18 protein-coding genes are annotated in these 21,483 nt (G+C 48.3%); 6 read left to right on the top strand and 12 right to left on the bottom strand.

Features of this window, described 5'->3' with window-relative positions; genetic code table 11:
• Positions 1-8: 8 nt before the first annotated feature.
• Positions 9-740 (top strand): DsbA family protein, encoded by a 732-nt coding sequence (locus IL_RS01065; protein ID WP_011233474.1) that lies wholly within the window; start codon positions 9-11, stop codon positions 738-740.
• A gap of 350 nt (positions 741-1,090) precedes the next feature.
• Here IL_RS01065 and IL_RS01060 read toward each other — a convergent pair whose 3' ends face one another.
• The 3 genes from IL_RS01060 to IL_RS01050 all read right to left on the bottom strand — a co-directional run bounded on the left by IL_RS01060 (position 1,091) and on the right by IL_RS01050 (position 2,720).
• On the bottom strand, positions 1,091-1,657 hold the full coding sequence (locus IL_RS01060) for a hypothetical protein (RefSeq protein ID WP_011233473.1): 567 nt from the start codon (positions 1,655-1,657) through the stop codon (positions 1,091-1,093).
• Positions 1,658-1,724: 67 nt separating this feature from the next.
• Positions 1,725-2,465 carry a ferredoxin--NADP reductase gene (locus IL_RS01055; RefSeq protein ID WP_011233472.1) on the bottom strand — a complete coding sequence of 247 codons (741 nt, stop codon included), beginning with the start codon at positions 2,463-2,465 and terminating at the stop codon, positions 1,725-1,727.
• Between the two features lie 9 nt (positions 2,466-2,474).
• Positions 2,475-2,720 carry an accessory factor UbiK family protein gene (locus tag IL_RS01050; RefSeq protein WP_011233471.1) on the bottom strand — a complete coding sequence of 82 codons (246 nt, stop codon included), beginning with the start codon at positions 2,718-2,720 and terminating at the stop codon, positions 2,475-2,477.
• 110 nt (positions 2,721-2,830) lie between these two features.
• Between IL_RS01050 and rep the strand changes: the two genes are divergently transcribed.
• The gene (rep, locus tag IL_RS01045; RefSeq protein ID WP_011233470.1) at positions 2,831-4,840 is read left to right on the top strand and encodes a DNA helicase Rep; all 2,010 of its coding nucleotides are present in this window, start codon (positions 2,831-2,833) and stop codon (positions 4,838-4,840) included.
• Positions 4,841-4,847: 7 nt separating this feature from the next.
• Here the strand turns inward: rep and IL_RS01040 are convergent, their stop codons facing one another.
• Both IL_RS01040 and IL_RS01035 read right to left on the bottom strand, forming a co-directional pair.
• Positions 4,848-7,448 (bottom strand): sensor domain-containing phosphodiesterase, encoded by a 2,601-nt coding sequence (locus tag IL_RS01040; RefSeq protein WP_011233469.1) that lies wholly within the window; start codon positions 7,446-7,448, stop codon positions 4,848-4,850.
• A 221-nt stretch (positions 7,449-7,669) separates the two neighbouring features.
• Entirely contained in the window at positions 7,670-8,095 is a 426-nt protein-coding gene (locus IL_RS01035; RefSeq protein ID WP_011233468.1) for a c-type cytochrome, read from the bottom strand.
• An 84-nt stretch (positions 8,096-8,179) separates the two neighbouring features.
• Here IL_RS01035 and dinB point away from each other — a divergent pair, with 84 nt between their 5' ends.
• A complete protein-coding gene (gene dinB, locus IL_RS01030; RefSeq protein WP_011233467.1) occupies positions 8,180-9,250 on the top strand; it encodes a DNA polymerase IV in 1,071 nt (356 codons plus the stop codon).
• A gap of 2 nt (positions 9,251-9,252) precedes the next feature.
• Here dinB and IL_RS01025 read toward each other — a convergent pair whose 3' ends face one another.
• Genes IL_RS01025 through IL_RS01005 form a run of 5 tightly spaced genes read right to left on the bottom strand, consistent with a single transcriptional unit; the run spans position 9,253 to position 16,356 of the window.
• Positions 9,253-9,681 (bottom strand): DUF4399 domain-containing protein, encoded by a 429-nt coding sequence (locus IL_RS01025; RefSeq protein WP_011233466.1) that lies wholly within the window; start codon positions 9,679-9,681, stop codon positions 9,253-9,255.
• A gap of 26 nt (positions 9,682-9,707) precedes the next feature.
• Entirely contained in the window at positions 9,708-11,600 is a 1,893-nt protein-coding gene (locus tag IL_RS01020) for a methyl-accepting chemotaxis protein (RefSeq protein WP_011233465.1), read from the bottom strand.
• Between the two features lie 53 nt (positions 11,601-11,653).
• The gene (locus IL_RS01015) at positions 11,654-13,024 is read right to left on the bottom strand and encodes a TrkH family potassium uptake protein (protein WP_011233464.1); all 1,371 of its coding nucleotides are present in this window, start codon (positions 13,022-13,024) and stop codon (positions 11,654-11,656) included.
• Positions 13,021-13,683, bottom strand: coding sequence for a potassium channel family protein (locus tag IL_RS01010; RefSeq protein WP_011233463.1), 663 nt, complete (start codon positions 13,681-13,683; stop codon positions 13,021-13,023). The genes IL_RS01015 and IL_RS01010 overlap by 4 nt, the downstream gene beginning before the upstream one ends.
• Before the next feature lie 9 nt (positions 13,684-13,692).
• The gene (locus IL_RS01005) at positions 13,693-16,356 is read right to left on the bottom strand and encodes a M14 family zinc carboxypeptidase (RefSeq protein ID WP_011233462.1); all 2,664 of its coding nucleotides are present in this window, start codon (positions 16,354-16,356) and stop codon (positions 13,693-13,695) included.
• A gap of 107 nt (positions 16,357-16,463) precedes the next feature.
• Between IL_RS01005 and IL_RS01000 the strand changes: the two genes are divergently transcribed.
• Entirely contained in the window at positions 16,464-17,654 is a 1,191-nt protein-coding gene (locus tag IL_RS01000; protein WP_011233461.1) for a murein transglycosylase domain-containing protein, read from the top strand.
• Here the strand turns inward: IL_RS01000 and IL_RS00995 are convergent.
• Entirely contained in the window at positions 17,648-18,187 is a 540-nt protein-coding gene (locus IL_RS00995; protein WP_011233460.1) for a hemerythrin domain-containing protein, read from the bottom strand. The two genes, IL_RS01000 and IL_RS00995, sit on opposite strands and share 7 nt — an antisense overlap.
• Before the next feature lie 158 nt (positions 18,188-18,345).
• Between IL_RS00995 and norR the strand changes: the two genes are divergently transcribed.
• Together norR and IL_RS00985 are read left to right on the top strand one after the other, a co-directional pair.
• Positions 18,346-19,890, top strand: a complete 1,545-nt coding sequence (gene norR, locus IL_RS00990) for a nitric oxide reductase transcriptional regulator NorR (RefSeq protein WP_011233459.1) — start codon at positions 18,346-18,348, stop codon at positions 19,888-19,890.
• Positions 19,887-20,279 (top strand): YbaN family protein, encoded by a 393-nt coding sequence (locus IL_RS00985; protein ID WP_011233458.1) that lies wholly within the window; start codon positions 19,887-19,889, stop codon positions 20,277-20,279. The genes norR and IL_RS00985 overlap by 4 nt, the downstream gene beginning before the upstream one ends.
• On the opposite strand, the gene IL_RS00980 is transcribed toward IL_RS00985, so the two are convergent.
• Complete coding sequence (locus tag IL_RS00980) at positions 20,276-21,478, bottom strand: NnrS family protein (protein WP_011233457.1); 1,203 nt, start codon at positions 21,476-21,478, stop codon at positions 20,276-20,278. The genes IL_RS00985 and IL_RS00980 overlap by 4 nt on opposite strands.
• Between the last annotated feature and the right edge of the window lie 5 nt (positions 21,479-21,483).

The raw sequence follows: 21,483 nt of genomic DNA, 5'->3' as shown, positions 1-21,483 counted from the left end.
AAAGTTGTATGAATTTTATCTATAAAACGTTTTTCGTTGTTGCTTTTATCTTTAGCAGCAACGTATTTTCGCAAGATTTAAACCCACAACAAGAAGAAGATTTAGAGAAAGTAGAACAGCTGTTACGTGAAAATCCGGAGCTTATTCCAAACATTCACCGAGGCTTACAGCGCTTTTTAGAACAGCAAAGTGAGCAGAAAAACGCCTTTGCTAACCATCAGGAATGGCTGTATCAGTCGGCGGCACATCCAATTTTAGGTGACCAAGACGCGCCACATAAAATCATTGTGTTTACCGACTACAACTGTCCGTTTTGCAAGAAGTTAGAGCCTGGCCTTCATAAACTGATTGAGGAATACCCGTCTATTCAGGTTGTGAACATTTTTGTGCCATTGCGCCAACAGCAGGTTGATGGGCTCAAAACCAACTCAGCTCTTTATGGGCTAAACCTTTGGCGCAATGACCCTAAGGCATTCTTTGAAGCTCACAACTTAATGATGAAAAAGTCGGGCATGCACACCGCTGATTCACTGCAAAGTGTTGCGCAAGTCACGAGTACCGAGGCCTTTTTGTCACCGTCCGGCGAGAGCGAGGCGGTTATCCGCAAAAATATGTCGGCGTTTCGCGATTTAGGCTTTCGCGGCACACCGACTATTATCATTGGTCAGCAGGTAATGCCTGGTTACATCCCTTATGACAAGCTGGAAGAAATAGCGACAACACAGTTCAATCTGAATTAATCAGTGTCGTTTTATCACTAGCCTAGTGTGAAACCTCAAGGAGAAAGGGTTAACCATCTGAAGTTAACGTTGCCGGAGCAGACTTCCGAGTGTATTTAATAAATGGTTCTGATGGAAGTGAAGAGTCGAGCGGGCTTTACGGAACGACCGGTTATCCGCCGGCGGGGACTTATTATTGGGCTGTAGAAAATCTAGGTGGTGGTGATGGCTCCGGTTCCTTTGAATATGAATACGGCTATACTCGTTAGCATCATTTAAAAAAACAATAACCTGACTCATCCTTAATCAGATTGACAGGTCACGTTTCAAGGGGCTCAGAAAGAGCCTCTTTATCTATTGATTGATAAAACTCACGCATGTTCGTCAATAATAAAGCCTCCTTCTTCAGGTAGTAATTCTAAAGCCTGAGCCTGAAGATTCCTTATATTCTCCCCCATAAGAAACTCAGTCATCGTATCTAAATTCTTATCCGCTATCCTTACAGCGTCTGAATAGCTTGAGTGTTCCGCATATTGTCGATTTGCCCATTCTTGGCTATTTTCAAACACATTAGCTACTTTTCTATCTGATATATCTCCCTTTTCAGGGAACAGTAAACGTACTTTTAGTACACCTGCAGAAAGGCTTAATGGATCATCAACACGAGAATAACCTTCTATCGTCTCTTCTTTAAACGTCATTACGCTCTCAGCCAGAGCAATATATTCTTCAACGGTTATGTCTTTGGCATTTTCGGGATCAACCGACAACAGTCCTTTGAACTTCTCCGCCTGCTCATCGGTAAGCTTTGAGGTATCAATCGCAGGCTCCGGAGGCTTAGTCTCGTTTACTTTCGGCTTTTCTGTGGGCTCGGCTACCACTGTCGATGATGGTTTTTTTATGGTGAACGAGAAATCACTGATGGTTAAAGGTTTCATAAACACCTCCTGTGTTAACCCTTTATATCGGCGAATTATTGGGCAACTTTAATATTCGAAAGTAAAATTACCAGTAATTTTCAGAGGTCACATTACCAGGCTTACGGCGGGTGTTTTTGGCAAGCCCTAATTCCGCAAGCGCAGCGCGTGACTCTTTTATCATGTCGGGGTTACCACAAAGCATGACTTGCGCGCTAGTGTCTAACGGCGTTTCAAGTGCGTTGCTTAACTGTCCTGAGTTGATCAGTTCAGGAATGCGCGCAGAGAGAGCTCCGGGAATGTTTTCACGGGTAATCACCGGTTGATAGCCTAACTGCCCGGGGTATTCTTGTTGCCACTGCTCTATTTGCCCCTGATAAACCAGGTCTTCTGCCACGCGTACACCGTGCACCAGATTAATCCGTTTAAATCGTTCCCACGGCTTTTCGGTTCTTAGCATAGAAATGAACGGACCAATGCCGGTTCCGGTAGAAAGCATCCACAAGCTGTCGCCGTCCGGCACTTCATCCAGCGTGAAAAAGCCACCTGCGGGCTGAGTTATGTACACGCTGTCACCCGGCTGTAACTGAGCTAACTTGGTACTGACCTCGCCATCTTCCACTTCAGCAATCACAAAGTCCAGTATGGCTTCGTCCGGAGCGCTGGCTAGTGAATAGGCGCGCAACAACTGTTCACCACCAATATTCAAACCCAAACGCACAAACTGTCCAGCCTTAAAATCAAACGGCTCAGCCACAACTCTTAAACTGAAAACGCCAGAACTCCAACGGTAATTCTCGACAACTTTTCCACTAATCCATTGGATCATACGGCTGACTTAGTCCTTGTTCTGGTTCTTGGTCGCTTCCAGCTCTTTTTCTAACAGTTCAACGCGCTCGCGCAAACGCAGTAACATTTGCTGCTGCACGTCCAGTTCTTCGCGGGTGACTAAGTCGAGTTTTGACAGCTGTGATTGCAGTGTTTGCTTAACCCGCTGTTCCATGTTTCCGGCCAGTTCTTTCACGCCGGCAGGCATGCTGTCGTTAATTTGGCGAGCAATATTCTCTATTGTTTTGTTGTCCATAAGTCTCTCTTTGTGTAAATCGTTGCTTATGCGTTTAGCTTAGCAGGAGATTCAGGTAAAATCCGAGCTTCTTATCAGCTTTTTCACGAATCAGGAACTCCGCGGCGCCCATGCTGAACGATCGCCAGAACCAGGCTGTACATTACATCCAGGGCCCTTTATTGGTGCTTGCCGGCGCTGGTAGTGGCAAAACCCGGGTAATAACGGAGAAAATTGCTTACCTGATCCGCCAGCAAATTTACACCGCCCGGCAAATTGGTGCAGTAACTTTTACCAATAAAGCCGCCAAAGAGATGAAAGAGCGTATTGCGCAAACCTTACCGAAAGCGCAGCTGCGCGGTTTAACCGTGTGCACTTTTCATACTTTGGGCTTGAATATTATTCGTCGGGAACTCAGCACTCTGGGGTTTAAGCCCGGCTTTTCATTATTTGACGACCAGGACACCTACGCCCTGCTTAACGCCCTGACTGAAGAGGTATTTGAGGGCGACAAAGCGCTGATTCAAGCCTGTCAGCACCAGATAGGCCACTGGAAAAACGCCATGCTGTCGCCGGAGCTGGCTCTACAAAAGGCGTCGAACGATCAGGAAAAGGCCTTCGCGCAGGTCTATCAGCAATACCAAAACAACCTGAGTGCCTGTAATGCCGTGGACTTTGATGACTTGATCCGCCTGCCGACGCAGTTACTGGCGACCAACGAAAACGCCCGCGCACGCTGGCAGAAAAAGTTTCAGTATTTATTGGTGGACGAATATCAGGACACCAACACCAGCCAGTACCAACTGGTCAAGTTACTGGTGGGCGAACGCGCTCGCTTTACCGTGGTGGGCGACGACGATCAGTCCATTTATTCATGGCGTGGTGCGCAGCCTAAAAACCTGGCCTTGTTGAAGCAGGACTTCCCACAGCTGGACGTGGTTAAGCTGGAGCAAAATTACAGGTCGCACGGGCGTATTCTGAAAGCCGCCAATATTCTCATTGAGAACAACCCACACGTATTTGAGAAAAAGCTGTTCTCAGAAATGCAGTACGGCGAGCCGATAAGCGTTATTTTTGGTCGTAACGAAGAGCATGAAGCAGAGCGTGTGGTTGCCGAAATTGTAAAACAACGGTTCCTTCGCAAAACGCCGTATCATCACTTTGCTATTTTATACCGGGGTAATCACCAGTCGCGCTTGTTTGAAAAAGCGCTGATGAACAACCGCATCCCTTATAAAATTACCGGTGGTCAGTCGTTCTTTGCCCGCGCGGAAGTCAAAGACATTATGGCGTATCTGCGGTTGCTGGTGAACCCTACCGACGACACCGCCTTTCTGCGCATTATTAATACCCCGCGGCGCGGCATTGGCCCGCAGACCGTTGAGCGTATTGGCCGCTTGTCGCAGGAGTTAGGTTGCAGCTTATTTGAAGCCTGTCAGTCGCCCCATTTAAAAACGCAGCTTAGCACCGGTGTGTTTCAGCATGTGGACGTGTTCCGCAACATGATAGATACCCTGGCCCGCCGAGCCGATCATCAGGAAGACGCCAGTGACGCAGTAAAACAACTGCTAAGCGAAATTGGCTACGAAGACTGGTTGTTTGAGCAAAGCCCCAGCGCGAAAGCCGCCGAAATGCGGATTAAAAACGTGTACGAACTGCACCGCTGGGTATCGGACATGCTAAAAGGCGACGCCGAACATGAACCCATGGAATTGAATCAGGTGGTCAGCCGCTTGTCACTGCGCGATATGATGTCCCGTAACGAAGACGACGAGCAGTTTGAACAGGTGCAGCTAATGACCTTGCATGCTTCCAAAGGTCTGGAGTTTCCACAAGTGTTTTTAGTGGGTATGGAAGAAGGCCTGCTTCCTCACCAAAGCAGTATTGATGAAAATAACATTGAAGAGGAACGCCGCCTGGCTTACGTCGGCATTACCCGCGCCCAACATAAGTTAGTCTTTACTATGGCTAAAGAGCGCCGTCAGTTTGGCGAAAAAACGGAGCCACAACCCAGCCGCTTTTTGCTGGAGTTACCGCAGGACGATTTAGAATGGGAACACCGCAAGCAAAAGTCCGACGAGGAACGTGAAGAGCAACGAAGTCAGGGTTTGGAAATGTTGAAAAACGCACTGAAAAAGTAGTGCCAAACTAAGCGGATACGAAAGAGGTGTCGTCGTCTTTGGCTACAGTGCCTTCATAGTTTTCGTCAATGAAGCTGCCCTGCCCCATCATAACACCTTGCTTTTCCACATCATTTTTTTGCGTTTCGGTTTCCAGTCCATCGGCATAAACAGCAATATCGAGCTCATGACACAAGGTCACAATGTGCTTTAACATGGCCTGCGCCCTGTTATTGCTGCTCAAACGAGCAATATAATGGTGGTCCAGCTTAAGTATGGTAAACGGAAAGTTATACAAGAACTGAAGCGGCCCGGAGCCACTGCCAAAGTTGTCTATAACCAGCTTAAAGCCAAATTCGGAAAGCCGCCTTAAACTGGCCAGTACCCGGCGGCCGTCTCTGACCAGATCAGTTTCATCAAATTCCAGTGCGATGTTCTCTGGTTTAACACCGCTTTCAGTCACGATATTCACCAGCTCATTCAAGTGACTGGTTTTCAATAAATGCCGCACAGATAAATTCAGGTGCAGCATAGTTTCAGCACTGACACTATTTTCAACAAGCCACTGGCTGGCTGCCCGTAAAGCAAAGCGGTCAAGCTTCACAATAAGGCCGGTGCGCTCGGCCAGAGGTAACAACTCTTCACTTTTAAAGCTGTAGCGCGGGTCTTCCCACACCAATTTAGCTTCTACGGCTTTGACCTCGCCTGTTGTTAAATTCACTATTGGCTGAAAACTGACAGCGAAATCTTTCTCAACTTTCGCATGGCGCAGTGCCGTTTCTTTACGAACACTGTCCACCAAATTTTCATGCATGCTGTCATCAAATAATACATAGCGTCCACGCCCCATACCTTTAGCCTGATACATGGCGGCATCTGCGTCGCGTAACAGCCGTTCAGCCGAATCGGTCTCTTCCAGACACTCGGCAATACCGATACTGGCGCCGGAGTAATGCTCTTGTCCGTTCAGGTGAAAAGGCTCACTCATTTGCTGGATCATACGCTTGGCAACGTCTTTGGCATCATCAATACTGGTAATGGTATCCAGCAGAATAACGAATTCATCGCCACCTAAGCGCGCCACCATATCGTTGTCACGTACGCAGTCACCAATACGCTTGCTGACTTCCAGCAAGAACTCATCGCCAGCAGAATGTCCAAGCGTGTCGTTTATATTTTTAAAGCGGTCCAGGTCAACAAATAGCACCGCAAAATGGTGCTCAGGGTGCCGTCGTTTATGCGCCACGGCCTGCTGCAAACGTTCATTGAACAATATGCGGTTAGGTAAGCCGGTCAGGTTATCGTGGTGCGCTGCGTGGAATAAGCTGGATTCGGTCTTTTTCCGTCGTTCTATTTCGGACACCAGCTCTTCGGTACGCTCCGCCACTTTCTTTTCAAGGAACTGGTTTACTCGCTGAATTTCTTCCGCTGAGCGTTTTCTGTCAATGGCCACGGCAACGTGTTGCGAAACAAAATTCAGTAGTTCTAAATCATCACTATGGTATAAGAAGTCACCGTCGTAGGTCTGGACCGCAATAACCCCAAACACCTGCCCGTTCATCATTAAGGGGCTACCTAGCCATTGCTTAGCCAGTTTCATGCCACCGTAGCCCAGCTCAATCTCGTTTTTCTTCAGCAGTTTTTGACGTACAGGAGCGTCGATAAAGGCCGGTTCACGCATTTTAATAACGTATTCGGTTAAACCTTTGCCGGCTCGTCGGCATTCAGCTTTAGCGCCTGTTTCATCCACATGGTAGGGAAAATGTATAAACTTTTTATCGTCTGATAAAAGCGCGACAAAGAAGTTGTCGGCATGAATCAATTTGCCAATTTGCCTGTGCAACTGACGATAAAAGGCGTTCATATCGTCAGAGGTATTGGTCAGTTCGGAAATAGCAAAGAGCACCGAGGTTTGCTGCTCAGCCCTTTCACGAATGGTAATTTCGCTCATTAAGCTTTCATTCGCATGGCGTAGTTCAGCTGTCTGGTGCTCTATTTCGCTTTGCATTAAGTCGCGCTGCTTTAAACGCTCTAAGGCATTCACCACGTGTTGCGATACAAAGGTAAGCAAATCTTCATCTGAGGCGTCATAACGAACGTCAGCGCTGTAGCTCTGCACCACCATAACACCTATGGTCACGTCACCACGTTTTAACGGAACACCTAACCAGTCCTGATGTTCTGCCCCTAAGCCTTCTATTTCGGCGTTATCAATTAAGCGTTGGTACACTTCCGGCGGGCAAAGCAAAGACTGGCCTTTTCGCAAAACATAACCCGTTAAGCCTTTCTTCAATTGCTCTATAGGAATGCGTTCAAATAAGGTGTCCTGATCAATTTCATCGACAAAATAAACAAAATCGACCAGCTCTTCCTGAGGTTCGTAAAGGCAAATATAAAAATTACGGGCGTACATCAGCTCGCCGATAATTTCGTGCAGAGACTGATAAAAGTTGTCCATTTCGCGCGCAGAAGCCGCCAGTTCCGATATTCGGAACAGCGCTTTTTGTACGACTTCAGCAGACCGATACTTTTGGGTCAACCCCTTTAGTCGGGCGATGACTTTGTGCAAGCGTTCATTTTCAGTTTTTATATTCTGAAGCTGTTCCTCGCTATGCGTACGGTCTGTCATTCAGGTTCACCCTTAGACACTGACACTCCTTGCCGCGAAATACATTTTGTTAACACTTGTTGCGTTTAGTAACAGTCGTACAGTATAGACCTGTGTCAAAAAATAGAAAAGATCTGGTTAAAAATTAATTAGCGAAGGAAGTTAAGAGAGCGAATTAACGTCGATTGACACAAAAAAGACCACCGGGTGGTGGCCTTTTGTTACTGAAGATGCAAATAAAACTAAATTTCTTCAGTCATGTAATTTATTGCAGCTTGAATTTCTTCTTCTGAGCAGTCGCTACAGGTTCCTTTAGGCGGCATGGCATTAAAACCTTCAACTGCGTGCTTCAATACCGTTTCCATGCCCTGGTCTAAACGTGGTTGCCAGTCGGCAGCGTTGTTTCTTTTTGGAGCTCCCATAACACCACTGGTATGGCAGGCTGTGCAGTACTTATCATAAACTTGCTGGCCTGAACGCGGTCCACTGCTTTCTTCAGCAGCACTGCTTTCACCAGCCACATAATGTTTTCCCAAAGGCTTAATACGCTCTGCAATCGCTTCACGTGACATATCATCCTGCACTGATGCCGCACTAATACTCAGCGCAAACAGCATTGAAATAGTGCCTAAAACGCTCTTAACGAAAAATGAATTCATAGCTTTCACTGGTTTCTCCTACAAATGGCTGGTGTTCTTGCACGCCCAGTTAGTGGATGCGATTATAACCACAAATGTGCAAAGGATAAACACTTGGCTGAAATTGCTCGCAAAATAGCTTTGCTGGATTTGGATGCGTTCTTTGCTTCGGCTGAAGAATTACGCGATCCAAGCCTGAAAACACGCCCTTTTGCTGTCGGTGGCGGTGGTGAACGAGGGGTCGTTGCAACGGCAAATTATCTGGCTCGTCAGTTTGGCGTTAAAAGCGCGATGCCGGGTAGTCATGCCCGCCGTTTGTGCCCGCAATTAACCTTTATAAGACCCGACGGCAACTACTACCGAGAACTGTCCGACAAAGTGCTGGATATTTTGCGTGAATTAACGCCTCGCATTGAACCTGCTTCTATTGACGAGTTTTATCTGGACTTAACTCATTTGGAAGGCTTTAAAGGCAGCGCAACTTTGGCCATGGACTTTGTTCGAGAACAAATTAAGACGCTGGGGATAACCGGCTCTGCCGGCATTTCAAACCAGAAAATGGTAGCCAAAATTGCCAGCGAAGAGCGCAAACCCGATGGTCAGTTTGTGGTTCGTCCGGCGGAAGTTATGGACTACATTGCGGCATTAAACCTCAAACAAATCCCCGGTGTTGGACCTAAAAGTCAGCAAGTGCTCACTAACTATGGACTCACCACAGGAAAAGACATCCAGAATATAGAGCTGCAGCAATTACAGGCCATTCTTGGTGATAAAGCCGGGTATGTACTATTTGAGCGCTGCCATGGGCGGGATCGCCGCGAAGTTGTTACAGAGCGCATTCGCAAAAGTGTCGGGGTTGAACAAACCCTGGCAACGGATATGCGACTGGAATCGACAGCTCAGGCTTATGTTCAGGACAATTTATTACCGAAACTGCGTCAACGAATGAAAATTACTCACTGGCGCGAGCAGCCCATTCGTAGCCAGACACTAAAGCTGAAATTCTCGGACTTCACACAAACAACGGTCTCACGTAGTGCTCAGTTTATTTCACCCAGCCTGTTTTATCAGTTATTAGATGAAGCCTGGCAGCGTGGAAAAGGGAAAGGGGTAAGGCTGTTGGGGATCAGTGCAACATTGCCTGACCCCAACGAGCAATTACAACTCGAACTCGAGCTGGATTAGTCTTATTTCACTGTAATAGTGATTTTTTCTGAAACCACGGCCGGGTTATGCGGTACGTGGTTCTTATCGCCTAAGATAATTTGTAGCGTATGTTCACCCGGCTCTAAAGTCACGGTAGTTTCCGTCTGGCCACCACCAAAATGAGTCACATCACCGCCCATAGGCTTGTCCATGGCTGGTAGTTCGTCTTTATCAACCAGCAAATGGTGATGTCCGGTATTCTTCACATCGACACCGGCCGGCGCTACGCCCATACCGCTTAAGCCAAACTTCACTTTAAAGGTTTTACCAACCACTTCCCCGTTTTGCGGAGAAATAATATAAGCCTGGGCTTGCTCTGATGATTCTGTACGTTCTACTGCCTGAGCTGTTGTTGCCAGAACAGGTCCACCAAGTAGTGCTATGGCGCCAATCATCCATGCTTTGTTCATAGGTTTGCTCCAATAGTTGATTTCGATCAATTCAGTTTAAACTGTGTTACCAATTGTTCCAAGCGTTCAAATGCCGTATTCAGCTCACGGCAAGCTCGCTTAGTATTATTTAGATTGTCTACGCTCTGATCGTTCATACTGCTTATATCCATAATGTCACGATCGAGCGTTTGGATCACTGAAGTCTGTTGTTCGGTTGCCGACGCCACTGAATGATTCACATCGTCGATGGTAACAATAATGGCGTTAATTTCAGACATGTGCTCAGCTGACTCTTCCGCGCTTAACACACAGGCACTGCTTATTTCCTGACTTTCCTGAATAACCTGAACAACACTGCGTGTTCCGGCTCTGACCCGCTCTATCATTGTCTCAATTTCGCCTGCCGACGACGAAGTCCGCTGAGCCAGGCTACGCACTTCATCCGCAACTACCGCAAAACCACGACCAGCTTCCCCTGCGCGTGCAGCTTCTATAGCCGCATTCAGAGCCAGCAAGTTGGTTTGCTCAGTTATGCCTTTAATAACTTCAATGATCTTGCCAATGTTCTGGGTGTCTTCATCCAGGGTATGAATTGCCTGGCTGGAGGCATCCATACGTTCCGACAAGTGCTGAATCTGCTGGCGATTATGTTGCAAAGAGTCTCTGGCAGATGACGCTTTTTCGGTACCTGAGCTTGCCTGTTCGGAGGCTTTTGCGGCATTCTCGGCAATTTCATGAGCACTCGCGCCCAGTTCATTCACCGCCGTTGCAACAGAACTGGCTTTTCCGGCCTGTTCGCTGCCGATGTCCATTGAATCGTCACTCGCTTTAACCATGCTGCGAATGTTGCCTTCCACTTGTTGTGCGGCCGCATTCACTTCCAGCAAGGCTTGCTGGATTTTCTCAATAAACTCGTTCATACGGCGTGAAACAAGGCCAAATTCATCGTCGGATTCAACCGGCAGCCGCTGCGTTAAATCGCCCTCGCCGCGGGCCATATCGGTTACCGCCTCATTTAAGCGACGCAAAGGCTTGAGTAATAAGCGCAGTAACCAGGTCAAAGAAACGACAACCGCGACAATACCGATTACCAGATAGATTATGGCTGTCCAGGCAAAGGATGAAACGTTGCTATACGCCTTCTCACGGTCAATGACGACTCCCAAATACCATTCAACTCCCTGAATACCCTTTATTTTATGGAATGACACGAGGCGGTCTGCTCCATCAATACGGTATTCGGAAAATTCAGAGCTAAAAGCAACTGACTGACCAGCGTAATCGTTCACAGATTTTTCAATCCAGTCTTTGTTGGGGTGTGCCAGAATATTTCGATCACCGCTAACTAAGAAGGCATAACCCAGACCCATAAAATCGATGTCGTTAACAATGTTAGAAATCTCATCCAGCATCATATCGCCACCGGCAACTCCCACCAGCCGGCCATCGCGACGCATGGGTACCACCGCAGTAATGGTCAACTCATTGGTGGTAACGTCAATATAAGGCGCAGTATAGGTTGGCTGCCCCTCATCAACCGCCAGCTGGTACCAGGGACGGCTGCGGGCATCGTAATCGTCCGGCAGGTCGATGCTGGGATCATCGAGCAGAAAAGTACCGTCGAGCAAACCGTAATACACATTTTTGAACTTACCGGCGGCTTTGGACTGTTGAACCCGCTCTAAAGCACGGTCTGTGGAATCATCAACACGGTAAGCATCGGCGGTTGCCTGAACAATGCTCATGCGATCATCAAACCACTGCGAAATATTGTTTGATACTGAGTCAGACAACGCCTGCATTTGATGCTGTAAATTACTGCGGGTTTGATTCGACATCTGCAAAAAGTTGGTCAGCGTGAAGACACCCAGCACAAGCACCAGTATCAACGACGCAACAATAATAACCTTTTGCGTGAACTTTAATTTCTTCAGCATCTTGAGAGTTTCTCTTGTTATTGTTCTTATAGGCTCATTCGTTTGTCAGCAGATTATCCCACTTGAATATCGGTTTCCGGAAAGCGTATATGCCGTTTTCTTGGTGTCGCCAAAAAATAGGCCAACGTTAATGGCCCAACCCGCCCCGCGAACATTAAAAACACCAGAACTAACTGACTTGCCCCGGTCACTTCTGCAGTAATTCCCCGCGATAACCCGACCGTCGCCGAAGCCGACAAAACTTCAAAGGTTATATCTATAAACGGCAGCGGATTCAAAATCATTAGGATAAAGATTCCGAGGAACATCAAAGTAAGGGTAACCAAAGTGACCGCAAGAGCTTTCATAACCAGCTCCTGAGGTACCGTGCGGTTCAACAAAGTGACATACTCTCGACGGCGGAGAAAAGCATAAGTGGCGACCAGTAAGACAATAAAAGTCCCCAGCTTGATGCCTCCGGCCGTACTCATTGAGCCGCCGCCAATTAGCATCAGCAACATAGTATAAACTGCGCTGGCTTCTGTCATTGCCCCGGTATCAACCGTATTAAAACCTGCGGAGCGAGGCGTAGTAGCCTGAAACCAGGCTGCCATCGCCTGGTCACCAAAGCTTAAATTGGCAAAGGTGGCCGGGTTATTCATTTCCAGCAGCCAGATAATAGCAACGGATAAAACATTAATAATTAATGTCGCCCACAAAATAGCGCGGGTATAAACCGAGAACTTATACCAACGGCGCTTTTCGTATATGTTGGTAATAACCGAAAAGCCCAAGCCGCCAATGACAAATAAAATACTGATAATAAGATTAACCGGAATGCTGTCGGCGTAATCCACAATTCCGTTGGGCGACAGCACAAAGCCTGCGCTGTTAAAAGCGGATATGGCGTAAAATATACTTTCAGCAAAGGCATCGACGAAACCTTTTTCCTGCCACCAGGTTATTGTCAGACCAACCACCGCTATAGCCTCAACAATCAGTGCCAACGATACCACCGCTTTTGCCGTACGCCCAATGCTGGCAAGACTGGTTTGCTGCATAGCCTCTTTTGCCAGTACCTGATGCTGAATCCCGACATGGCCGCCTATCGAAATAGCAGCCAATACCGCAAATGTCATGAAGCCTAACCCGCCCGCCTGAATTAACAGAGCCAAAACGCTCATTCCAAACGGTGTATAAGTAGCCCCCGTATCGACAACGACCAGCCCAGTCACGGTAACGGCAGAGGTCGCCGTAAATAAGCTTTCCAGCCAGGTTATTGGTTGCTCAGTTGAGAAGGGTAACTTTAGTAACAAAGTACCTAATAAAATCAGACAGGCAAAGCCACCGGAAAGAATAACCGGAGGGCTGGCTTTAAAAGCTCTACGCCTTTTACGCCCGGGACGACGATACAACCAGGCTATTGAAGGAGCCCACTGTTTCATGAAGGTTCTTTTAGTTTAGGAGCAACAGATTTTAATGCTTTCAAACTGCCGGCCATCACCAAGGTTTCGTTACCCTCAAGCGTCATTGATAAAGAGGGAGTCACAGTCACCTCATCGCGACGCTTTATTAACAATACATGAAAAAACTCACTGTCGTCCGGCATAATGTCGTCGAGAGTTTTTCCTTTTAAATACTCACCAATACTAATTTCCACACAGAACCAGTTATGACCCAACGACATATACTCGTTCACCATAGGATAATTCAGCGACTGCGCTACCCTTATTCCCATTTCTTCTTCCGGGTGAATAATACGCTTTACACCCAGTTTCGATAAAATTTGATGGTGGGATTTAGAGGTCGCTTTGGCCCAAATTTCTTTCACACCAATAGTTTTAAGGTGTAGAACACACAATAAACTGGCTTGCAGATCTTCCCCAATAGCAACCAGAACTACCTCGCAGTTAGTTAAGTCGAGTTCTTCCAATGCTTTTTCATCAGTCACATCGGCAATGGCAGAATGCGTTAACACATCTGCCATTGCTTCAACGGCTTTTTCGTCTGAATCAACGCCTATGACACGATGTCCGAGATCGAGCAGTTCTTTTGAAGTTCGGGCACCAAAACGCCCCAACCCTATGACACCAAATTCTGCCATGTCAGACTCCTATTGTGCTTTTGCCGGTGCCAGGAACAAGGCGTTCATCAGCAAGGTATTTAAGCCGTCCATATAGGCACGGTACGTGGGTTCCTGAGTAAAGCTGATAATCATGCCTTTACCGCTTGGCTGCCACATTAGCAGTGGCTTATAAGGTAATTGCTGCGCTATATCGTCCCATAAAAAGCCACTGGCTAACAGGCTATCCGCGCCAGCAAACCACGCAATGTTGCGACCGTGATCAATATCAATGGGGGTAAATACGTCATTGCCGTTATAAATACTCACAACCTGCGGTTTAACGCCGGCGCTTAACCAGTGTTTTGTATCCACTTTGGCATTTAATAACGCACCGGGCACCCAGTCGGGGTCAGCGCCGTGCGGTTTTATCTCCGTTAAGAGCTGCTCGCGGCTTTCAATCACTTTACCGTCAACTTTAATTTCTTCGTCAGGCTCAGTAACGCCCTCTTCCGGCACTTTGCGTTCCAGTTGGGTATTAAGCAGACCGGTTTCAACCGCCCAGGCAGAAGCGCTGCCTAAGGTCAGCAACACACCGCCATCCGACACCCACCGTTGAATCTTTTCAACGCTTTTGTCGTTAAATACGCCAGAATAAGCACCTTCCGGTAATATCAGAACATCCAGGCCATCAAGGTCATTTTGCAGTAACTGCATGGTACGAATAGCCGTTACCGGGTACCCCATCTGACGTTCAATCACAAAGCGGGTATGCCCTGCACTGTAAGGGCTAACCGGCTCATCCCAGGCAATAGCAATGTTCGGTGCTTCCAGTTTGCTTACGTTGTGCGAACCAAAATTAGGTCCTTCTGTCATCCAGCTTGTATCAACACCTTCAACGGTTGCGCCTGACGCCTCAGCGAGCTTTTGTAATTTAGTCTGCAAGTCATCAGAGTTGTCAGCGCGGGTTAAAATCAATGAGCCACTGGGGAATTCACCGGCACTTTCGTGGGTGAAGGCTAATTCGCTTTGGCGAACCTCCAGACCTTCGCGCAATGCAGCAGTGAGGAAACGTCCTGCATTCATATCCCCCCAACGAACCAAAAAGGTCACTTTGGCGTCAGGGTTAATCACTTTGCCAGGCTCAATGCGCCCCTCTTCTACAAAGGCTGTGGCGACGTCAGGTAAGTCATCACAGGTGTGGCTGTCGACATTGAACATCAACGGCAGTGACCAACCGGTTACGTCGTAAATTTGGTCCGGCAGGTTATTGTTACGGCGCTGCTCCTGCTCTGCCAGGAAGTCATCCGCCATATCCACTTGCTTATCCATTAAGGTGCGTATCATGCGGTGTGCAGGTTGTGCCATATCAATGATATAAGCACCAGCTTCATAATCAGTACCGCACACATCAAACGCCTTTTCCGCCTGCTTCACTTCTGCACCCTGTTCAACCAGTAAAGAAGCCAGTTTACGTGCGGCAGCCGGGTCGTCCTTGGCGGGCAGAATAATAGAACGGACATCACCGTCTTCGCCGGCTTCAACCGCTGACTTGCGGTATTCCCAGAACTTCTGCAATAAGGCTTCGCGACGCTCAGAAACTGTCTGAATCGTCGAGATAGACGCTATAAAATGCTGCTGAACACCATCGGCGTAGGTCAGTACGTCACCGTCTGTACGGTCAAACAAATGCCCGCGCGCTGAAGCCATCTCGTAGGTCATTGCAACTGAGCCCTGATACAGCGGCCAACTGGCACCGTAGCCCGGGTAAAACGCATCGAAAATTTCGCGGGTAAAATAATCAAAGCCCTTTTCGTCGAACCACTGGCCGTTATTTTTACCAATCCAGTTCAGCGTTTCGCGTTGTGACTCGGTAATCAGTGGATTATAAGGCCGAGCCTCTGGGGTGAAGTAATAAGTGGAATCGCCACCCATCTCATGCAGATCAACAAACACCAGCGGATAGTATTTTAATAAAGCATCTATTTGCCCGCTAATTTCAGGCTGAGTCAGTGCTATCCAGTCGCGGTTCATATCAAACAGGTAGTGGTTCGTGCGTCCGTTAGGCCAGGGTTCGTTGTGCTCCGCACTGCGGCGATCGCCTGAGTGCTCAAGCCCAACACTCATGTAATAACGATCCACAAAGCGGGCACGCCCGTCCGGGTTTTGCAGTGGATCAATGAATACCATGGTGTTATCTAACCAGCGTTGGGTCTGCTCACGCTGGTCATGCAGCAAATGATAGGCGGTTACCATAGCGGCTTCCGGTGACGAAATTTCATTGCCGTGAACGCCATAGGACAGCCAGATACTACCGGGCAATTCGTCAATTAACTGCTCAGCCTTATCGCTGTCGGTTTTGCGCGGGTCGGCTAAGGCCTGCATGCCCTTCATAAAACCGTCAAAGTCAGCCATATTGTCTTCACTGGAAATAACCGCGTAATAAAGCGTACGCCTTTCCCAGCTTTTGCCGTACTCAAGCAATTTTACTTGTTTGGGATAAGCCTGCTGCAGAGCTTCAAAATAACGGCTCATGTCGGCCGGGCTGGTAATTTTAGTGCCAAGCGGATAACCCAGGACCTGCTCAACAGTCACTTCTGAATTACTGTAGTTCGCTTCGGGAAGTAACGAACTCTCGCCCGAGAGTTGTTGTGCTTGAGTCGGCATGACCAACCATGAGGCGGCTATCAGCGCCGCAAATTTGAGACTGCGCATCTTCATTCCTGTTGTTTTATGCACTTTTAAACTGTGCTTGGGGTTTCTTTTTATGTCTCTCTAATGTAAAAGCTTGAACAAGGGAAGTGAAGCTCAATTTAGGCGCTATGAATAAAAAGACTCAATTAACCACTCTGCTGGCGGCTATAGCCACAACGCTAATTTTGGCAGGATGCCAAATAACACCTAATAACGTAAAACGCGTGGTCAATTCCGGCGTGCTTAGCGGTAGCGACCCAAGCGCCGTGGTGGAGTCTATGGCACGTGAACGTTTGCATAGCTACCGCAGCAACCCACAACTGCTTATTAGCGACATTGAGGACTTACGCGAGGCTTTGCGCGACCTGCGTGCCGTTGCTGAAGCCATTTGGGGCGACGAGGAAAACACGGTTCCCAGCTCAAAAAAGTACGTTAAATACAGTGATAACTTTCATGCCAAAGCCGTTGTCGATTTTGAGCAGGGCCTGCTGACCGTTGCGACATTGCATGACAGCAATGATCCAGCCAAAACCCGGGAACAACTCAAAGCCGCTATTGTGCGTACGCTGTTAACGCCAACCGACCTCACTGCCGTTGATATTTTTACCGATAAAGAGCCTGAACGGACAGGAAAACCGTTTTTGCGCGGACAAGTTGTTGACCAGGACAATGTGGTAGTCGAATACGAATGGCGGGCCAATCGCTTTGCCGAGTATTTGGTGAAAAACCAGTTGCGCACCCGGCGCGCCAAAAACAACAAGGTGTATGAGGTTCAAATTGCTTTGGTCGATGAACACCAGGAGCTGCGCAAACACCAGTATGCCGACTACGTGATAGCCGCAGCGCGACGCTATAACCTGGAGCCTGAGCTTATTTATGCCATTATTGAAACCGAAAGCAGTTTTAACCCTTATGCGGTGAGCCACGCTAACGCTTACGGCTTAATGCAGGTAGTGGCATCGACCGCCGGACGTGACGTGTTTGAGCGCGTTCGTAAAATTCCCGGGCAGCCCACGTCTCAACAATTGTTTGACCCGGCTCAGAACATCGATATTGGCAGTGCCTATTTGCACATTTTGAACACCCAGTACTTAAAAGGTGTGCAACATCCGCGCAGTCGCGAATACGCTATTGTTTCAGCATACAATGGTGGCGCCGGTAACGTGCTGAAAACCTTTTCTTCCAACCGCAGCAACGCGGTTCAAATTATAAACCGAAGTCAGCCCGGCATTGTTTACCGGGACTTAACTTCTAAGCATCCGTTGGCGGAGAGCCGTCGGTATTTAGAAAAGGTGATGTACTTTAAGCAGGGTTACTGACACGAACCGCAACAAAAATCTTTACCGTGCTCAGGTGCCGATGCTTTCTTTTCGACAAAAAGCAGATTGTTTTCCAGGTGAATATGCTCGTGCAAATCATCCTGCAGCTCTTTTAAGCCTTTATAAAGAGCTGTCCAGGTACCACAGGCGCCTTCCGGTAGCGTTAAGTTATTGGTCAGTTCGCCAATTCTATTAAGTTCACCTTCATGCTGAACGTGTTCGCTTTCCATTACTGAAATTGGCCCGCCGGGATAAACACCACGAGACAGCAAAGGAAAAAGAATTTGTTCTTCTTTTGTCATGTGGCTTTCCAGCTCCTGCATCAGGTTATCCAGGTGTTCAGTCAGACCAACCGGGGCTTCGGGGTGATCACCATGAACGGCTTCAACGCGCATGGCCAATTGCTTTAACTCAGGAAGCTGTTCGCGATGGCGCTGATGAAAACGCAGATAAATATGCTCTATCAAATGCTTGGGTGAAGCGTCCTGCCATTGTTGCTCGGCAGTCTGTAAACGGTCATCGAAAGTACTCATGGGTCACTCCTGTTTGCTAAATAAAGTTTCTTACTCCGGTCAGGACTGCAACAAACAGGCCAGCTCCTACCCCGTTAGGATTATTGACTCTCCGGGGTGTCACGGTACTATCAACCCAACCAATAAGGGTATTTTTAACCTGGGCAGTCAATTTAACCATGTTGCAAGAAAGTCTATTAGCAGACCTGCTTACCGAGCAGCCTGCAGCGGTTCGTTTACAAAATCTGGTCAACACCTTGCGCAGTCACTTCAACTGCGGCGCAGTGGTTTTATTAAAGCTGGATAATGAAGTGCTGCAACCGGTTGCTATTCAGGGGCTGGTACGCGAAGCCTTGGGTCGTCGGTTTGTTGTAGCACAGCACCCCCGGTTAGCGGCATTGCTGGCATCTCGTAACCCCGTACGTTTTGAGCACGATTCGTCATTACCAGACCCCTACGACGGACTGCTCGCTGAGCAGCCAGGTAATGCGCTGCCCGTTCACGACTGCATGGGTATTAGTTTGTACCTGGAGAATAAGTGTTGGGGTGTACTGACCTTAGACGCACTGCAACCCGGTACATTTACCGACAACTCAATGATTGAACTGCAAAAGTTTAGCTTGTTCGTTGAGACCGCCGTTCGCATTGGCCAGCTGGAGCAAAACGTCAGGGCTCTGCGACAAGGCCAGCAGCGCACCATGCCAAAATCCGGAACCACAGAAAGAAACGAGTCGGAAATTATCGGGCACAGCAAAGCTATTGAAAGTGTGCTGAAAGAACTACGAGTGGTTGCCAGTGCCGATTTGCCCGTACTGCTACTGGGCGAGACTGGTGTCGGTAAAGAGCTGTTTGCCCGTGAACTGCACATACTCTCACAGCGCAGCGACAAACCCCTTATTTATGTAAATTGCGCGGCTCTACCCGAATCACTTGCAGAAAGCGAGCTTTTTGGTCATGTAAAAGGGGCGTTTTCCGGCGCAACCAGCGACCGTTCAGGACGCTTTGAAGTCGCTCACGGCGGTACGCTGTTTCTGGATGAAGTTGGCGAGCTGCCCTTATCCATACAGGCCAAGTTACTGCGAGTACTGCAAAATGGTGAAATTCAGCGTTTAGGCTCTGACAAATACCGCAAAGTAGATGTTCGCCTTATTGCCGCCACCAACCGCAACCTACGCCAGCAAGTCAGTAATGAAACATTCCGTGCTGATTTATACCACCGCCTTTCGGTTTATCCTTTGCCAATTCCGCCATTACGCGAGCGCGGTGACGATGTGTCTATTCTGGCCGGGCATTTTCTCGAGCTAAACCGGGCTCGTCTGGGGTTGCGGGCTTTACGCTTATCGCCGGAGGCTGAGCTTGCTATACAACAGTACCAGTGGCCGGGTAATGTGCGTGAACTGGAACATGTTATCAGCCGGGCCGCTATTAAGCTGCTTAGCCACGGTGTGGAAAAAACCGATATTGCCACCATTGAACCCGACATGCTGGATCTGGATGTGCAACTGCCTTTTTCAGCCACCACCGACTCTGGAAAAAACTCCGTAGGAGCCAGCTTACCTCCGGCTAACGTGTCGATGAAAGAAGCGGTAAATTATACTCAGCGTAAGATGATAGAATCGGCTTTAGGCCGCCATAACAACAGTTGGAGTCAGGCCGCTAAAGACCTGCAGCTGGATGCCAGTAACCTGCACAAAATGGCCAGTCGATTAGGAATGAAGTCGTGACGCGGGAGCTGTTAATTCGATTATTGTGGCGCGCTCTGGCGCTATTTTTTGTATTGCTTGGACTTATCGGCATTGCCCTGCCGGTAATGCCCACAGTACCTTTTCTCATTGCTGCATTGTGGGCTGCTAGTAAAGGCTGGCCCCGGCTTGAAGCCTGGCTACTTAACCACCCCAAATACGGCCCGGACATAAAAGCCTGGCGCGACCACCGGGTCATTAAACGCCGTTCTAAGATAATAGCCTTAGTTATGATGGCAACAGGGTACCTGGTACTATGGTTATTTGTTCCGCAAGTTCCGGTGTGGCTAAAAGCAATTGTCGGTGTTGTGCTGGTTGTGGTCGGGTGCTGGCTGGCTACGCGCCCCGACCACTCTCCGGAAGAAACTTAACCCGGGTTACCGTCGGCGCGGGGTGTTGTCAGCACCTTAAAATAAACCACAACATAAATGCCATAAGCCAGAGTCCAGGCTAAAGCACTACACATTAACCAGTGGCTGGCTAAATCGGGAGCCAGCCAGATTAAGAAGACCCGGGTTAAAGCGGCTATTAACACCAGTAAAAATGCGCCGGTCATTATCAGTTTTGGTTGCAACGGACGCCCACTATGACCCAACGAAACGCGCGCTATCATACTTAGGATCATATTTCCCATAGCTCCTGCGGTTAAGGCGTGCAGCGCCAGACTCTGCGTCAGGTCGAAACCCGCATAACGCAATGCAAATAACGCCAGACCAATGGGGATAAACCAATAAGCTAAATGCAGTGACCAAAGCAGCGGTACTCTCCAGGTTATCCAGATTTTCCAGCGCGCAACTCTTATCCCGGTTGCCGCCGCTGAAACACCAAATAAAACGACCATCATCTGGTTAGGTAACAGCGTGTGCAGATTCAGAAAGTGCACAGCGAAGATAAGCCACAAGCTGCCTAAAGCTATGCGATCAAGCCAGACTATTGGCGTTACTTTAGGTGTTTGAGTCCCGTTGGCAGTAAACATTGGCAGCACTCGTCCGCCAATAATGGCCATTAACAAGGTCACCAGAAATACTGCGTTGTAAGCGCCAAGCACCTGAATATGATAGTGACCAAAGTGTAAGCCGTAGTGCATAAGCAGGTTGCAGACCGTCAGCAACAGCAAAATGGGCACAAAGAATAAATTCCGGGTCTGATTGACTTTTAACACCATACGCCCGAACAGAAACGCGGCAACAGGTAAGAGACTGACATCCACGGCTGCAACCAACCACCACGGCAAGTCACCGCCCAACAGCAACATTAGCCTGGCGGCAGCCCATAAAACGGTCAGAATAAGCAGAGTATTGCCATGCGGAGCCCTAAGTCCGGTCCAGTTCTGCACCGCCGTTAATAAAAAACCCAGAACTATGGCAACAACAAAGCCAAATAGCATTTCATGGCTGTGCCAGAACATAATGTTGCCGTATACAGGCAAACTGAGCTTTCCACCAAGTGCTAACCCCCACAGCAGCATCGCTACGGCACTGAACCCTGCCCCCAAAAGGAACAGTGGGCGAAATGCCTGCCGCAGAATAGGAGTTAACTGCTCTTCTTTTTGTCTGTCTGTGATTTGCATCACTG

The organism is Idiomarina loihiensis L2TR, from assembly GCF_000008465.1.
GTDB lineage: Bacteria > Pseudomonadota > Gammaproteobacteria > Enterobacterales > Alteromonadaceae > Idiomarina > Idiomarina loihiensis.
The sequence above is the reverse complement of the archived record's forward strand: the minus strand, read 5'-3'. Positions and strand labels throughout refer to the sequence as shown.

What these genes read in the sequence shown, in the direction of transcription:
- IL_RS01065 (WP_011233474.1), top strand. Translation starts at nt 9, where the DNA reads ATGAATTTTATCTATAAAACGTTTTTCGTTGTTGCTTTTATCTTTAGC.
- IL_RS01060 (WP_011233473.1), bottom strand. Translation starts at nt 1,657, where the DNA reads ATGAAACCTTTAACCATCAGTGATTTCTCGTTCACCATAAAAAAACCA.
- IL_RS01055 (WP_011233472.1), bottom strand. Translation starts at nt 2,465, where the DNA reads ATGATCCAATGGATTAGTGGAAAAGTTGTCGAGAATTACCGTTGGAGT.
- IL_RS01050 (WP_011233471.1), bottom strand. Translation starts at nt 2,720, where the DNA reads ATGGACAACAAAACAATAGAGAATATTGCTCGCCAAATTAACGACAGC.
- rep (WP_011233470.1), top strand. Translation starts at nt 2,831, where the DNA reads ATGCTGAACGATCGCCAGAACCAGGCTGTACATTACATCCAGGGCCCT.
- IL_RS01040 (WP_011233469.1), bottom strand. Translation starts at nt 7,448, where the DNA reads ATGACAGACCGTACGCATAGCGAGGAACAGCTTCAGAATATAAAAACT.
- IL_RS01025 (WP_011233466.1), bottom strand. Translation starts at nt 9,681, where the DNA reads ATGAACAAAGCATGGATGATTGGCGCCATAGCACTACTTGGTGGACCT.
- IL_RS01020 (WP_011233465.1), bottom strand. Translation starts at nt 11,600, where the DNA reads ATGCTGAAGAAATTAAAGTTCACGCAAAAGGTTATTATTGTTGCGTCG.
- IL_RS01015 (WP_011233464.1), bottom strand. Translation starts at nt 13,024, where the DNA reads ATGAAACAGTGGGCTCCTTCAATAGCCTGGTTGTATCGTCGTCCCGGG.
- IL_RS01010 (WP_011233463.1), bottom strand. Translation starts at nt 13,683, where the DNA reads ATGGCAGAATTTGGTGTCATAGGGTTGGGGCGTTTTGGTGCCCGAACT.
- IL_RS01005 (WP_011233462.1), bottom strand. Translation starts at nt 16,356, where the DNA reads ATGCGCAGTCTCAAATTTGCGGCGCTGATAGCCGCCTCATGGTTGGTC.
- IL_RS01000 (WP_011233461.1), top strand. Translation starts at nt 16,464, where the DNA reads ATGAATAAAAAGACTCAATTAACCACTCTGCTGGCGGCTATAGCCACA.
- IL_RS00995 (WP_011233460.1), bottom strand. Translation starts at nt 18,187, where the DNA reads ATGAGTACTTTCGATGACCGTTTACAGACTGCCGAGCAACAATGGCAG.
- norR (WP_011233459.1), top strand. Translation starts at nt 18,346, where the DNA reads ATGTTGCAAGAAAGTCTATTAGCAGACCTGCTTACCGAGCAGCCTGCA.
- IL_RS00980 (WP_011233457.1), bottom strand. Translation starts at nt 21,478, where the DNA reads ATGCAAATCACAGACAGACAAAAAGAAGAGCAGTTAACTCCTATTCTG.